Here is a 14,103-nt window from a genome sequence, read left to right as displayed (position 1 = left end):
TATAGGATAGGATAAAAATATGTAAAAAGGCAATCTACCAAATGGCAGATTGCCTTTTTACAATGGAAGGAGAAGAAAAAATGATTATTCATATTTTGGCAGGAGGACCTTCGGAATATTGCGCAGATTTTGCTCGATACGAGAATGAGGAAGTAGTGTGGGCAGCGGTTGATAGGGGAGTATACCGTCTATTAAAGAAAGGGATTACCCCGGCTGTTGCGTTTGGAGATTACGATTCAGTTACTGAAGAAGAATTAGTATGGATGGGACAGCAAACGAACGAATTACATATTGTTCCGCGGGAAAAAGATCAAACGGATTTAGAAATTGCAATCAACTGGGCATTAGAACAGAAGCCGGCACTAATTCGTATTTTTGGTGCTACTGGTGGAAGGCTTGATCACGGTTTGGCAAATATACAGATGCTTTTAAAAGGGTTAGAAGTAGAGATAGAAATGTGTATTGTGGACAATAAAAATGAAATAACAGTTAAAAAAATGGGTACACATATAATTGAAGAAAATAAAAATTTTCCTTATGTATCTTTTGTACCAGTTACTGAAATAGTGGAAGGGATTACATTGTTTGGTTTTAAGTACCCTCTTACTAATAAAACAATAGAGTGGGGATCAACACTTTGTATTAGTAACGAACTCGTTGAGGAAAAAGGTACTTTTTCATTTACTTCTGGCATATTAATGTTGATAAGAAGCACTGATTGAAGAAACAATTTTGCTCCTTACATCATATAGTGACCAAGTGGAGTAATGGGGATTAGGAGGGAAACCATGAGATTTTATACAATTAAGTTACCTAAATTTCTTGGTGGAATAGTTCGTGCAATGTTAAATACCTTCAAAAAAGATTAAAAAAAGCACCTATCACCGGTGCTTTTTCCATTGTTATAGTAAAAAAAGAGCCTATCGGCTCTTTTTTTTATTATTAAACACGTTCGATTTTGCCAGATTTTAATGCTCTAGCAGAAACGTAAACACGTTGAACTTTTCCGTCGATGCGTACGCGAACTTTTTGAAGGTTAGCGCCCCATTTACGTTTTGTAGCGTTCATTGCGTGAGAACGAGAGTTACCAGAACGAGCTTTTCTTCCAGTAATAGCACAAACACGAGCCATTTATATTTCCCTCCCTTGATACCTTACCATACGTAATTTTTCAATGTTAGTCTTTTATGCGATGCTAAAAACACTACTATAATTTAACACAACTAAAAAGAGAATGCAACACCGTAGAAAAAAGAAATCAAGAAAATTTACTTGACACTATATGTCAATGAAGAAAAGTTGAAATCCATAAAAATTGCTTGACATATTATAGTGGTACATGTTGTATAATAACAATGGACTATTTTGCTCATCATAAAAAAGTGTAATTTAAAACATAAAATATGAGAGTGAAAAGAAAGAACGATGGAATTTTCTTTAAAAAGATTATATGATAGTAACTAAAGTAGTCTAGCTCACTTTCACCATTTATGAAGGGGGAAACGAGATGTCAATTGAAATTAAAACGAAGTACGGTCAAATTGATATTAGTACAGATGTAATTGCAACAATTGCTGGAGGTGCCGCGGTAGATTGCTACGGTATCGTAGGTATGGCATCAAAAAATCAGTTAAAAGATGGATTAACAGACATTTTACGAAAAGAAAACTTCACTAGAGGTGTTATTGTTCGTAAAGATGAAGATGAAGTACATATTGATATGTATATTATTGTGAGCTATGGTACGAAAATTTCAGAAGTGGCACATAATGTGCAGACGAAAGTGAAATATACATTAGATCAAACTGTAGGACTAGCAGTAGATTCTGTAAACATCTACGTACAAGGAGTTAAAGTAATAAACTTGTAATGTGCATTAAGGAGGAAAATCTGTGTCAATTCAAAAAATTGATGGAAAACGTTTATCACAAATGATCATGCAAGGAGCGAATAATTTAACAAACAATGTTCAGCTTGTTGATGCATTAAACGTATTTCCAGTTCCAGATGGCGATACCGGTACAAACATGAACTTATCTATGACTTCAGGTGCGCGTGAAGTGAAAGCAAACCCTTCACAGCATGCTGGTAAAGTCGGCGTAAGTTTAGCCAAAGGATTATTAATGGGAGCTCGTGGTAACTCTGGAGTTATTTTATCTCAGTTGTTCCGTGGTTTCTCTAAATCCATTGAACAAAAAGAAGAATTAACAACAGTTGATTTTGCTGCAGCACTAGAAGCTGGAGTAGAGGCGGCTTATAAAGCGGTTATGAAACCGATTGAAGGAACGATTTTAACGGTTGCAAGAGAAACGGGTAAATATGCAGTAACAGTTGCGAAAAAACAGCGCGACTTTGTTTTGTTTATGGAAGACGTTGTGAAAGAAGCAAACGCATCGTTAAATCGTACGCCAGATTTATTACCTGTATTAAAACAAGTTGGCGTTGTAGATAGCGGTGGTAAAGGTCTTGTAGTGGTATACGAAGGATTTTTAGCTGACTTAAAAGGAGAAACGATTTCTTCTGATGCACCGACGCAACCATCTATGAATGAAATGGTACGCGCAGAACATCACCGTAGTGTACAAAGCCAATTGAGTACAGAAGATATTAAGTATGGATATTGTACGGAGTTCATGGTGAAATTAGAGGCTGAAAAGGTGAAAGAGCATAATTTCTCTGAACAAAAATTCCGTGAAGATATTAGTGTATATGGTGATTCTCTACTAGTTGTGTCTGATGATGAAATTGTAAAAGTTCATATCCATGCAGAACATCCTGGAGACGCTATGAACTACGGGCAAAAATACGGTAGTTTAATTAAGATTAAAGTAGAAAATATGCGTGAACAGCATACTGCTTTATTAGATGAACCTACTATGGTTCCTGAACAACCAGCTCAATCGAAAGAAAAACAACCATATGGTATCGTAACTGTAGCTATGGGGTCTGGTATTAAAACTTTATTTGAGAGCATCGGCGCAACGAAAGTTATCGAAGGTGGTCAAACGATGAATCCAAGTACGGAGGATATCGTGAAGGCAATTGAAGAAGCAAATGCTGAAAAAATCATTATTTTACCGAATAACGGAAATATTGTAATGGCAGCAGAACAAGCGGCATCAGTTGTAGATCAAGAAGTTATTGTTGTTCGTTCGAAAACAGTTCCTCAAGGTATGGCAGCAATGTTAGCATTTAACCCAGTTGGAACGTTAGAAGAGAATGAAGAAAACATGCAAGAAGCTTTATCTCATGTGAAAACAGGTCAAATTACGTATGCTGTACGTGATACGGAAATTGATGGTGTAGCAATTCAAAAAGATGACTTCATGTGTATTGCAGATGGGAAAATTGTATCTACAAATGCTGAAAAAGTAGGAGCTGCGAAGCAATTACTAGAAGCGCTTATTGATGAAGATTCTGAAATCGTAACGATTCTACAAGGTGAGGATGCAACTGACGAAGAAGTAGCGGAGTTAGTTGAATTTGTAGAAGAGAAATTTGAAGATGCAGAAGTAGAAGTGCATGCTGGAAACCAACCAGTGTATTCTTTCATCTTCTCTGTAGAATAAGATAAGATTCGTTTTGAAAATAAATGGATTACTTACTTGCTAATGGATAAGAAGTAGTAATATGAAGTTTATTACTAGTTTTTATTCAAAAGGCTAGCATATTGAAGAGAGAAAAGAGCCTTGCTGCTAATAGTGAGGCTCTTTTTTACTTGTTTTATATAAGGGATTTGAGTAGTTTCTCTTAGAATGCCTATGATAGAATATATAAGGTGAAAGAGAGCGATTACAGATGCTAATTGGTACTCAAATAAAATGCAATAAAGAAAATAATGTGACGGGGTGTGAGAATCTTGAATGATGTTGTACAAGTTCCTGTTACGGATGTAAAGGGGATCGGAGGAGAAACATCTGAGTTACTACATGAGATGGGTATTTATACAGTTTCTCATCTATTAGAACATTTTCCATACCGTTATGAAGATTATGCGATGAAAGATCTTGCTGAAGTAAAGCATGATGAACGTGTAACGGTTGAAGGGAAGATTCATAGTGCTCCTTTACTGCAATATTATGGTAAGAAGAAATCGCGTTTAACAGTTCGTGTTCTCGTCGGTCGTTATTTAATTACGGCGGTATGTTTTAATAGGCCTTACTATAAGCAAAAATTAAAGTTAGATGAAACGGTAACGATTACTGGTAAATGGGATCAACATCGTCAAACAATTGCTGTATCAGAACTTCATTTTGGGCCGGTTGTACGTCAACAAGAAGTGGAACCTGTTTATTCAGTAAAGGGGAAACTTACAGTAAAACAGATGCGTCGTTTTATTGCTCAAGCGTTAAAGGAATATGGAGATTCTATAGTCGAAGTGTTACCGGATGGTTTGTTAGGGCGATATAAATTATTACCAAGATATGAAGCGCTTAGGGCATTGCATTTTCCGGTAGGACAGGAAGATTTGAAGCAAGCGCGTCGCCGTTTTGTATATGAAGAATTTTTCTTATTTCAGCTGAAAATGCAAACGCTCCGGAAAATGGAGAGGGAAAATTCAAAAGGGACGAAGAAAGAGATTCCGTCAGTAGAATTACAAGAATTTATCGATGCACTGCCATTTCCATTAACTGGTGCGCAGCGCCGAGTTGTAGATGAAATTTTGAAAGATATGACATCTCCTTATCGGATGAACCGACTATTGCAAGGTGACGTTGGTTCTGGGAAAACAGTTGTTGCTGCGATTGGCCTTTATGCATCGAAATTAGCTCATTATCAAGGTGCTTTAATGGTTCCTACAGAAATTTTAGCTGAGCAACATTATCAGTCGCTTGCTGAAACGTTTTCGCATTTTGGTATGAAGGTGGAACTGTTAACAAGTTCTGTTAAAGGTGCGAGACGTCGAGAAATTTTAGCGAAGTTAGAACAAGGAGAACTAGATATTCTTGTTGGAACGCATGCCTTAATTCAAGATGAAGTTATATTTCATAGGTTGGGTCTCGTTATTACAGATGAACAGCATCGATTTGGTGTAGCGCAGCGCCGAGTTTTACGGGAGAAAGGTGAAAGTCCAGATGTATTATTTATGACAGCGACACCAATTCCGCGTACGCTTGCAATTACTGCATTTGGAGAGATGGATGTTTCGATAATCGATGAGATGCCAGCAGGTAGAAAGGTGATTGAAACATATTGGGCAAAACATGATATGTTAGATCGCGTTCTCGGTTTTGTTGAAAAGGAGATAAAAAAAGGAAGACAGGCATACGTTATTTGTCCTCTAATTGAAGAATCTGAGAAACTTGATGTGCAAAATGCTATCGACTTACATAGTATGCTGACGCATCATTACCAAGGGAAATGCCAAGTTGGATTGATGCATGGGAGATTATCGTCTCAGGAAAAAGAAGAGATAATGGGACAGTTTAGTGAAAATAAAGTGCAAATTCTTGTATCGACAACAGTTGTTGAAGTAGGTGTGAACGTACCGAATGCGACTGTAATGGTTATTTATGATGCAGAACGTTTCGGTTTATCGCAGCTTCATCAGCTTAGAGGGCGTGTCGGCCGTGGTAGTGAGCAATCATATTGTTTATTAATAGCAGACCCTAAATCAGAAACAGGGAAAGAAAGAATGCGCATAATGACTGAAACAAATGATGGATTTGTATTGTCAGAAAAAGATTTAGAATTACGAGGTCCTGGAGATTTCTTTGGGAGTAAGCAAAGTGGCTTACCAGAATTTAAGGTTGCTGACATGGTACATGATTATCGAGCGTTAGAAACAGCAAGGCAAGATGCGGCGATACTAGTAGATTCAGAAGCGTTTTGGCACAATGATCAGTACGCTGCCTTGCGTACGTATCTTGATGGGACAGGTGTGTTCCAAGGAGAGAAGCTCGATTAAAGGGAGTCAACAAAAGTTTTTGTTGCATTCTACTTTTAATGATTATATACTACTGTTAGTACCTAGTCATAAAAATGGATGGTGCGGTATGAAAAAAAGAAGAAGTAAAAAAGAAAGACAAGAGTTATTACAACAAACAATCGAATCAAATCCTTTTATTACGGATGAAGATTTAGCGGAAAAATTTCAAGTAAGTATACAAACAGTACGACTTGATCGTATGGAATTGTCTATTCCTGAATTAAGAGAGAGAATTAAACATGTAGCTACAAAGCAACATGAAGAAGATGTGAAATCTTTACCGTTAGAAGAGGTTGTTGGAGAAATTATTGATATTGAATTAGATAGACATGCAATCTCTATCTTTGAAGTAAAGGTAGAACATGTATTTAAAAGAAATCAAATTGCCCGTGGGCATCATCTGTTTGCGCAAGCAAACTCACTAGCTGTTGCGGTTATTGATGAAGAATTAGCTTTAACTGCAAAGTCTACCATTCGATACATTCGCCCTGTAAAATTAGGAGAGCGTGTTGTTGCAAAAGCGCGCGTTGAAGATGTAGAGAATGATAAGGGACGGACGGTTGTCAAAGTGCGTAGCTTCGTTGGAGAAGAACTTGTTTTTACAGGCACTTTTGAAATGTATCGATCTAGTAATTATAGTGAGGAAGGTAACAACTTATGAAAATCGCAATAGATGCAATGGGCGGAGATCACGCTCCAAAGGCTGTAGTATTAGGGGCAATGAAAGCTATTAAGGAATATTCTGATTTACATATTACGTTAGTAGGGAAAGAAGAGGAAATTCGTCAATACTTAACGAGTGATGAACGAATTACTATTCTTCATACAGACGAAAAAATAGAATCAACGGAGGAACCAGTAAGAGCGGTTCGTCGAAAAAAACAAGCTTCAATGGTGCTTGCGGCACAACAAGTAAAGGATGGAGAAGCAGACGCTTGTATATCCGCAGGTAGTACAGGAGCTTTAATGGCAGCTGGATTATTTGTTGTCGGTCGTATGGAAGGAATTGAGCGACCAGCTTTATCGCCTACAATGCCAACTGTAGATGGAAAAGGTTTTGTTATGTTAGATGTTGGAGCAAATGTTGATGCAAAACCAATTCATTTATATCAATATGCAGTAATGGGATCTGTTTATGCTGAGAAGGTAAGAGGAATTGAAAATCCTCGCGTTGGACTATTAAACGTTGGAACAGAGGATGGAAAAGGAAACGAGCTTTCAAAGCAAGTATTTGCAATGCTTAAAGATGCGCCAATTAATTTCGTTGGGAACGTTGAATCAAGAGATTTATTGCAAGGTGTAGCAGATGTTGTTGTATGTGATGGTTTTACAGGGAATGTAGCGTTGAAATCATTAGAGGGAACAGCACTTGCGCTATTCTCTATGTTGAAAGAACAATTAATGAGTTCATTTACGAGCAAATTAGCAGCGGCGGTATTAAAGCCAAAACTTATGGTATTAAAAGATAAAATGGATTATTCGGAGTATGGAGGAGCTGCATTATTTGGATTGAAAGCACCTGTCATTAAGGCTCACGGTTCTTCTAATGACCAGTCGATATTTAGTGCGATTCGTCAAACGAGAGAAATGGTAGCGAAAGAAGTAATTCCTACGATTTCAAGCGTAATGGAGAAAGAGTCACTCCAATAAGAGGAGGATTTGAAATGGGAAAAATGGCATTTCTTTTTCCGGGCCAAGGTTCACAGGCAGTTGGAATGGGTAAACAATTAGCAGAGAATAATAAAGAGGTTGCAAAAGTGTTTGCAAAAGCAGATGAGGTGTTGCAAGATTCACTTTCAGAAGTGATTTTTGAAGGACCGCAGGAAAAGCTTACATTAACAACAAATGCGCAGCCTGCATTATTAACAACGAGTTTTGCTATTTTGACAGCTTTGAAAGAGTATGACATTACACCTGACTTTGTCGCTGGTCATAGTTTAGGTGAATATAGCGCTCTTGTAGCAGCTGGTGCATTAACTTTTGAAGATGCGGTATATGCTGTAAGGAAACGCGGGGAATATATGGAAGAAGCTGTTCCGGGCGGGGAAGGTGCAATGGCAGCTATATTAGGTGCTGACCCACATATGCTGAAACAAGTTACAGAAGAAGTAACAAGTGAAGGATATGCAGTGCAAATCGCTAATATGAATAGTACGAAGCAAATTGTAATTTCTGGAACGAAGCAAGGCGTAGAGGTTGCTTCTCAAAGAGCGAAAGAAAATGGTGCAAAGAGAGCAATTCCACTAAAAGTAAGTGGGCCATTCCATTCTTCACTTATGAAGCCGGCAGCTGAGAAGTTCCAAAGTGTTTTAAATGAAATTACAATTCATGATACGAATATTCCTGTTATTGCAAATGTTACGGCGGATGTTATTACACGTGGTGCCGACATTCAAGAAAAGTTAATCGAACAGCTTTATTCGCCTGTATTATGGTACCCGTCTATTGAATGTATGGTGAAGCAGGGAGTAGATACATTTATTGAAATTGGGCCTGGAAAAGTACTTGCTGGACTTATGAAGTCAATTGATTCATCAGTGAAAGCATATGCGATATATGATGAAGAGACATTAAAAGATACCATTTCAAATTTGAGAGGAGAAAACTGATGTTAAAAGGGAAGGTAGCATTAGTAACTGGCGCTTCACGTGGAATTGGTCGCGCGATTGCGATCGATTTAGCGAAACAAGGGGCAAATGTAGTAGTAAATTATGCAGGTAATGAACAAAAAGCAAATGAAGTAGTAGATGAAATTAAGAAATTAGGTTCTGATGCAATTGCGGTAAAAGCAGATGTTGCAAATGCTGATGATGTTACAAATATGGTGAAACAAACAGTAGATACATTTGGACAAGTTGATATTCTTGTAAATAATGCTGGTGTAACAAAAGATAATTTATTAATGCGTATGAAAGAAGAAGAATGGGATACAGTTATTAATACAAACTTAAAAGGTGTATTCTTATGTACAAAAGCAGTATCTCGTTATATGATGCGTCAACGTCACGGTAGAATTATAAATATCGCTTCTGTTGTGGGTGTTATAGGAAACCCAGGGCAAGCTAATTATGTTGCTGCTAAAGCGGGTGTTATTGGATTAACAAAAACATCTGCAAAAGAGTTAGCAAGTCGAAATATTACAGTGAATGCAATTGCGCCGGGCTTTATTGCGACTGATATGACGGATGTACTAGATGAGAATATTAAAGCTGAAATGTTAAAAGTTATTCCAGCTGCTCAATTTGGTGAAGCGAAAGATATCGCGAATGCTGTAACGTTTTTTGCTTCTGATCAAAGCAAATATGTTACAGGTCAAACGTTAAATGTTGATGGCGGTATGGTAATGTAATAAAAGAATCGATTTCACCTAGTTTTTTTGGTCAATATTTAATATAATATTTGAGGGGAGGTGAATGGAATGGCAGATGTTTTAGAGCGCGTAACAAAAATCATCGTTGATCGTTTAGGAGTAGAAGAGACTGAGGTAGTACCAGCTGCAAGCTTCAAGGAAGATTTAGGAGCAGACTCCCTAGATGTAGTAGAACTTGTAATGCAATTAGAAGATGAATTCGAAATGGAAATTTCTGATGAAGATGCTGAAAAGATTGCTACTGTTGGCGATGCTGTGACTTACATAGAGAGTCATCTATAATGCTTAAGTGAAGTCCCGTTTTTTAGCGGGGCTTTCTGGCTTATATCTGGAGGGACCTATGCCGTACCGAAAATATAGAGAAAAAAAATACGAAACAAAATATCGTGAAGCATTTAAAGTGTTTCAAGAAAAGATAGGTATTACGTTTACAGATGAAAAATTATTGATTCAAGCATTTACGCATTCATCGTATGTGAATGAGCATCGAAAAAAACCGCATGAAGATAATGAGCGTCTTGAATTTCTTGGAGATGCAGTATTGGAACTGACTGTATCACAGTATCTGTTTCAAAAATATCCGACAATGAGCGAAGGAGAGTTAACAAAACTACGTGCAGCTATTGTATGTGAGCCATCTCTTGTTCGTTTTGCGAACGAATTGTCATTTGGCAGCCTCGTTTTATTAGGAAAAGGTGAAGAAATGACAGGTGGACGTGAACGACCAGCTTTATTAGCGGATGTCTTTGAAGCGTTTATTGGTGCCCTTTATCTTGATCAAGGGCTAGAAACAGTTTGGGAATTCTTGAAAGAAATTGTATATCCGAAAATTAATGAGGGTGCTTTTTCTCATGTGATGGATTATAAGAGTCAGTTGCAAGAATTGATTCAGCGTGATGGCAGTGGCAATGTTGAGTATCAAATTTTGCAAGAAAAAGGACCAGCTCACAATCGAGAATTTGTGTCACGTGTTACGTTAAATAACGTAGCTTTAGGTCTTGGTAGTGGTAAGTCGAAAAAAGAAGCAGAGCAACAAGCTGCTGCAGAAGCATTGAAAAAATTAAAAGAACAACTATAAGGAATCCCCCTTTGAATGAGGGGGATTCCTTATGCATAGAATGAAACTTTCTTTTTGTTTATAAAGAAAAAGAAGGTAAATCCGTATAATACTTGTTTTTGTATAGAGAACATTTATAACGACGGAGAATAGGAGGAAGGCCTTTCGTGTTTTTAAAAAGATTAGAAATAGCAGGGTTTAAGTCTTTTGCTGAGCGTGTATCTGTTGATTTTGTCCCAGGTGTAACTTCTGTAGTAGGACCTAATGGAAGCGGGAAAAGTAATATTACTGATGCAATTCGCTGGGTACTTGGTGAACAATCTGCAAAATCATTACGTGGTGCAAAGATGGAGGATATTATTTTTGCAGGCAGTGATACGAGGAGAGCGGTTAATGTTGCTGAAGTAACAATAACTTTAAATAATGAAGATCAACGTTTACCAATTGAATACAATGAGGTGTGTGTAACACGTCGTGTATCTCGTTCAGGTGATAGTGATTTTTATATTAATAAACAATCATGTAGATTGAAAGATATTATCGATTTATTTATGGACTCTGGTATGGGAAGAGAAGCTTTTTCAATTATTAGCCAGGGGAAAGTGGAAGAGATTTTAAGTAGTAAGTCAGAAGAGCGTCGAGGTGTATTTGAAGAAGCGGCAGGCGTACTAAAATACAAACTTCGCAAAAAGAAAGCTGAAGGGAAACTAGCAGAAACACAAGAAAACTTAAATCGTGTACAAGATATAATTCATGAATTAAGTAGTCAAGTAGAACCTTTAGAAAGACAAGCTTCTATTGCGAAAGATTATCTTGAGAATAAAGAAGAATTAGAGAAAGTAGAAGCTGCGCTTATTGTTCATGAAATTGAAGAATTGCATGAGAAATGGGAAGCGCTTCGAAATCAGTTTGGGCATAATAAAAACGAAGAAGCTAAAATGTCAACGGATTTACAAAAAAGTGAAGAAGAGCTTGAGGAATTACGAGGACAATTACAAGCGGTAGACGAGTCTGTAGACTCGTTGCAAGAAGTACTTCTTCTTTCTAGTAAAGAGCTAGAAAAACTAGAAGGGCAGCGTGAGTTGTTAAAAGAAAGAAAGCAAAATGCTACGACGCATTGTGCGCAACTTTCTCAGTTAATTGTTGAATTAACTGAGAAAGCTAAAAGTTACGATGGTGAGATTGAGTCAAGTACAGAATCTTTAATGCAATTTGTGAATGAAGTAAAAGAGTTGGAGCAAAAATTGCATGATAATGAGCAACTGCTTGCTACTTTTGCTGACAATTTAGAGGAACAGATTGAGAATTTAAAAGGTGACTATATTGAGCTTTTAAATCAACAAGCTAGTCATCGTAATGAATTATCTATGATTGAAGAACAATCGAAACAGCAAACGTCTAAAAACGAGCGTCTAGATGAAGAGAATGCGAAATATGTAGAAATGCGTATGGAAATTACAGCGAAAAAGACGAAACTTGTAGAAAGTTACGAACAAGCGAAAGAAAAAGTAGCTGGCATTCTCTCAAATATACAGAAGACAGAGGCGGCGCTTGGGAAATGTAAGACGCAGTATAGTGAAAATGAAACAAAACTGTATCAAGCATATCAATTTGTGCAACAGGCACGTTCTCGAAAAGAAATGCTTGAAGAGATGCAAGAAGATTATTCTGGATTCTATCAAGGTGTACGTGAAGTATTGAAAGCTAGAGAAAATAGGTTGCAAGGTATCGAGGGTGCTGTTGCGGAACTGTTAACGGTACCGAAAGAATACGAAGTTGCAATGGAAATCGCTCTAGGTGCAGCGATGCAGCATATTGTTGTACAAACAGAGGAACATGCTCGTAATGCGATTGCATTTCTAAAGCAAAATAAACATGGACGTGCAACGTTTTTACCGCAAGCTGTTATTAAAAGCAGATCGTTATCATTTGAGCAATTACGCATTGCAAATCAACACCCATCGTTTGTAGGTGTGGCGGCAGAACTTGTGCAGTACAACAATAAATATGAAAATGTAGTTTCAAATTTATTAGGTACTGTTATTGTTGCGAAAGATTTACGTGGAGCAAATGAGTTGGCGAAACAACTGCAATACCGTTATCGCATTGTAACAATCGAAGGTGACGTCGTGAATCCTGGCGGTTCTATGACTGGTGGGGCGGTAAAGCAAGCGAAATCTTCTTTATTAGGACGCCAACGTGAACTGGAAGAGTGGACTCGCAAGTTAACTGATATGGAAGAAAAAACAACGAAGTTAGAAAACTTTGTTAAAGCAGTAAAACAAGAGATTCAAGAAAAAGAAGTGAAAATACGCGAACTAAGGCAAACTGTAGAAGCAGATCGTGTAGATGAGCAGAAATTAAGAGAAGAGATTAATCGTTTAGAATTAGAAGAACATCGTATTAATGATCGGTTGTCTATTTATGATTTAGAGATTGAAGGGTTTTTACAAGATCGAGTAAAAATGCAAGGGCGTAAAGAGGAGTTAGAAGGGGTTTTAACGAATCTTCAAGCTGAAATCACTAAGTTAGATAGTAAAATTGTAGCTTTAACAAAACAAAAAAGTGAGCAACATTCTTCGAAAGAAAAAGTTCAAAAAGAAATGACTGAGTTAAAAGTGCTGGCAGCTGAAAAGCAACAACGCTTATCTAATCAAAAAGAAAAAGTTGAACGATTGACGAAGGAAAAAGAAGAAACGGATGCGACACTTGTAAAAACGAAAGAGGATTTAGCGTTCTTAAAACAAGAAATGACATCTAATTCAAGTGGTGAAGAGCAAATTACGAATATGATTGAGAAGAAAGCATATGATCGTAATCAAACTTCAGAATTAATTCGCTCTCGTCGTGAACAACGTGTATCGTTGCAAGAGAGAGTAGAACATTTAGAGCGCAATTTGAAAGAAACGACAGGTAAACATAAATATGTTCTTGAAATGTTGAAAGATCAAGAAGTGAGAATAAATCGACTGGATGTAGAGTTGGAAAATAGATTACAACATTTACGTGAAACATATACGATTTCATTTGAAGCGGCAAAACTAAAATATACAATGACAATGCCTGCAGAAGATGCGCGTAAGAAAGTAAAATTAATCAAATTATCCATAGAAGAGTTAGGTACAGTGAACCTAGGGGCAATTGATGAATATGAACGTGTAGCGGAGCGTCATACATTCTTACTAGAGCAGAGAGACGACTTAGAAGAAGCGAAAGCGACATTGCACCAGCTTATTACCGAAATGGATGAAGAAATGAAAAAACGCTTTTCTACTACGTTTGAAGGCATTAGAATGGAGTTTCAATCGGTATTCTCTGAATTATTTGGAGGCGGTAGAGCGGATTTAGTAATGACTAATCCAGAGGATTTACTAAATACGGGTATTGATATTGTAGCACAACCGCCAGGGAAGAAACTGCAGAACTTAGGTTTACTTTCAGGTGGAGAGCGTGCTTTAACAGCAATTGCGCTTTTATTTGGTATTTTAAAAGTACGCCCAGTACCGTTCTGTGTACTAGATGAGGTAGAGGCAGCCCTTGATGAGGCGAATGTAGCTCGTTTTGCACAGTATTTAAAGAAATTCAGTGATGAGACGCAGTTTATTGTAATTACACATAGAAAAGGTACAATGGAAGAGTCTGATGTGTTGTACGGTGTAACAATGCAAGAATCGGGGGTATCTAAACTTGTTTCGGTTCGTTTAGACGCCGGAGAAGAACTTATTGCAAGTGAATAGGAAGGATGGG

The 14,103-nt window shown here is 37.4% G+C and carries 13 protein-coding genes; 12 read left to right on the top strand and 1 reads right to left on the bottom strand.

Going from position 1 to position 14,103, the window contains the following annotated elements; genetic code table 11:
• Window positions 1-41 precede the first annotated feature (41 nt).
• Entirely contained in the window at window positions 42-722 is a 681-nt protein-coding gene (locus ACQGSG_RS00465) for a thiamine diphosphokinase (RefSeq protein ID WP_000752663.1), read from the top strand.
• 66 nt (window positions 723-788) lie between these two features.
• Window positions 789-869 carry a stage V sporulation protein SpoVM gene (gene spoVM / locus ACQGSG_RS00460; RefSeq protein ID WP_001213599.1) on the top strand — a complete coding sequence of 27 codons (81 nt, stop codon included), beginning with the start codon at window positions 789-791 and terminating at the stop codon, window positions 867-869.
• Window positions 870-942: 73 nt separating this feature from the next.
• On the opposite strand, the gene rpmB is transcribed toward spoVM, so the two are convergent.
• On the bottom strand, window positions 943-1,131 hold the full coding sequence (rpmB, locus tag ACQGSG_RS00455; RefSeq protein WP_000124776.1) for a 50S ribosomal protein L28: 189 nt from the start codon (window positions 1,129-1,131) through the stop codon (window positions 943-945).
• Window positions 1,132-1,507: 376 nt separating this feature from the next.
• Between rpmB and ACQGSG_RS00450 the strand changes: the two genes are divergently transcribed.
• From ACQGSG_RS00450 to smc, 10 genes are all read left to right on the top strand, one after another.
• Window positions 1,508-1,870 (top strand): Asp23/Gls24 family envelope stress response protein, encoded by a 363-nt coding sequence (locus tag ACQGSG_RS00450; protein ID WP_000021109.1) that lies wholly within the window; start codon window positions 1,508-1,510, stop codon window positions 1,868-1,870.
• Window positions 1,871-1,892: 22 nt separating this feature from the next.
• Entirely contained in the window at window positions 1,893-3,569 is a 1,677-nt protein-coding gene (locus ACQGSG_RS00445; RefSeq protein ID WP_000027129.1) for a DAK2 domain-containing protein, read from the top strand.
• A gap of 290 nt (window positions 3,570-3,859) precedes the next feature.
• On the top strand, window positions 3,860-5,908 hold the full coding sequence (gene recG, locus ACQGSG_RS00440; RefSeq protein ID WP_098605487.1) for an ATP-dependent DNA helicase RecG: 2,049 nt from the start codon (window positions 3,860-3,862) through the stop codon (window positions 5,906-5,908).
• An 88-nt stretch (window positions 5,909-5,996) separates the two neighbouring features.
• On the top strand, window positions 5,997-6,590 hold the full coding sequence (gene fapR / locus ACQGSG_RS00435; RefSeq protein ID WP_000747349.1) for a transcription factor FapR: 594 nt from the start codon (window positions 5,997-5,999) through the stop codon (window positions 6,588-6,590).
• A complete protein-coding gene (plsX, locus tag ACQGSG_RS00430) occupies window positions 6,587-7,579 on the top strand; it encodes a phosphate acyltransferase PlsX (protein ID WP_000684100.1) in 993 nt (330 codons plus the stop codon). The genes fapR and plsX overlap by 4 nt, the downstream gene beginning before the upstream one ends.
• Before the next feature lie 14 nt (window positions 7,580-7,593).
• The gene (gene fabD, locus ACQGSG_RS00425) at window positions 7,594-8,538 is read left to right on the top strand and encodes an ACP S-malonyltransferase (protein WP_098877503.1); all 945 of its coding nucleotides are present in this window, start codon (window positions 7,594-7,596) and stop codon (window positions 8,536-8,538) included.
• Window positions 8,538-9,278 carry a 3-oxoacyl-[acyl-carrier-protein] reductase gene (gene fabG, locus ACQGSG_RS00420; RefSeq protein ID WP_000911768.1) on the top strand — a complete coding sequence of 247 codons (741 nt, stop codon included), beginning with the start codon at window positions 8,538-8,540 and terminating at the stop codon, window positions 9,276-9,278. Before fabD ends, fabG begins: the two co-directional genes overlap by 1 nt.
• Window positions 9,279-9,347: 69 nt before the next feature.
• Window positions 9,348-9,581 carry an acyl carrier protein gene (gene acpP, locus ACQGSG_RS00415; RefSeq protein ID WP_000786062.1) on the top strand — a complete coding sequence of 78 codons (234 nt, stop codon included), beginning with the start codon at window positions 9,348-9,350 and terminating at the stop codon, window positions 9,579-9,581.
• Window positions 9,582-9,639: 58 nt separating this feature from the next.
• Window positions 9,640-10,377, top strand: a complete 738-nt coding sequence (rncS, locus tag ACQGSG_RS00410) for a ribonuclease III (RefSeq protein ID WP_001146875.1) — start codon at window positions 9,640-9,642, stop codon at window positions 10,375-10,377.
• Window positions 10,378-10,523: 146 nt separating this feature from the next.
• Window positions 10,524-14,093 carry a chromosome segregation protein SMC gene (gene smc, locus ACQGSG_RS00405; protein WP_325842592.1) on the top strand — a complete coding sequence of 1,190 codons (3,570 nt, stop codon included), beginning with the start codon at window positions 10,524-10,526 and terminating at the stop codon, window positions 14,091-14,093.
• The last annotated feature ends 10 nt before the right edge of the window (window positions 14,094-14,103 follow it).

This window comes from Bacillus sp. GMa5/1, assembly GCF_050172015.1.
Taxonomy (GTDB): domain Bacteria; phylum Bacillota; class Bacilli; order Bacillales; family Bacillaceae_G; genus Bacillus_A; species Bacillus_A cereus.
Note: the sequence above shows the minus strand (reverse complement) of the source record. Positions and strands in the feature narration are given on the sequence as shown.